At 46.2% G+C, this 692-nt stretch carries 1 pseudogene; it reads right to left on the bottom strand.

What is annotated here, in order from left to right:
• Positions 1–692 (bottom strand): annotated as a pseudogene (locus A3766_RS27665) (glutamate--cysteine ligase); the annotation flags it as partial.

Below are 692 nucleotides of genomic sequence, written 5' to 3' on the forward strand. Positions count from 1 at the left end.
CGCTTTATTTCTTCTGCTTGCTTAAACGACTCCTGCGCTTGTTTTTCAAACTGGCTGAATTGGTTTTGTGCTGGCTCAGCACTGAGTACCAATTGATGCTTCTTTGAAAGTTCTCCAGCGATCTCTAGCCAGGATAGAGACTCTTTCTTCATGACTGACAACACTTGAGCGGAGGGTGTTAGATCTGGTGTATCGAGTTTAGCTAGCTGTTCCTTTAGTGCCGACTTATAACGTTGGTCGCTCGTTGCCTGGTCTAGTACTTCGGCAAGACCTTGCATGCCTTTTAGAAGCTCAAGCCCCCAGCTACTTAGCGTTCGCTTTTGTGATTGGTCGGTGAGTTCAAGTCCTGGTCTTCTACCTTCATTGACGACCAGGTCAAAGTTACTATCGAGATATTCACATTCCTTATCGCCAATTACCGGAGAGTCCTGGAGTAAGCAAAAGCTCAGGAATATATCCATAAAGTCGACCTGTCTGTCAGAAATTCCCAATGGTAAAAATGGGTTCAAATCCAGGCAGCGTACCTCGATATATTCGACTCCGCGTTCGTTGAGTGCATGCCGTGGCGTTTCGCCTGACAGTGCACTGCGCTTTGGTCGGATTGAGCTGTAATATTCGTTCTCGATTTGCAGAATATTCGTATTGATCTGAAGGTAAGCGTCACCTTTCTTTAGCCCAAGCTCTTGGTATGG

The organism is Oleiphilus sp. HI0132 (assembly GCF_001635845.1).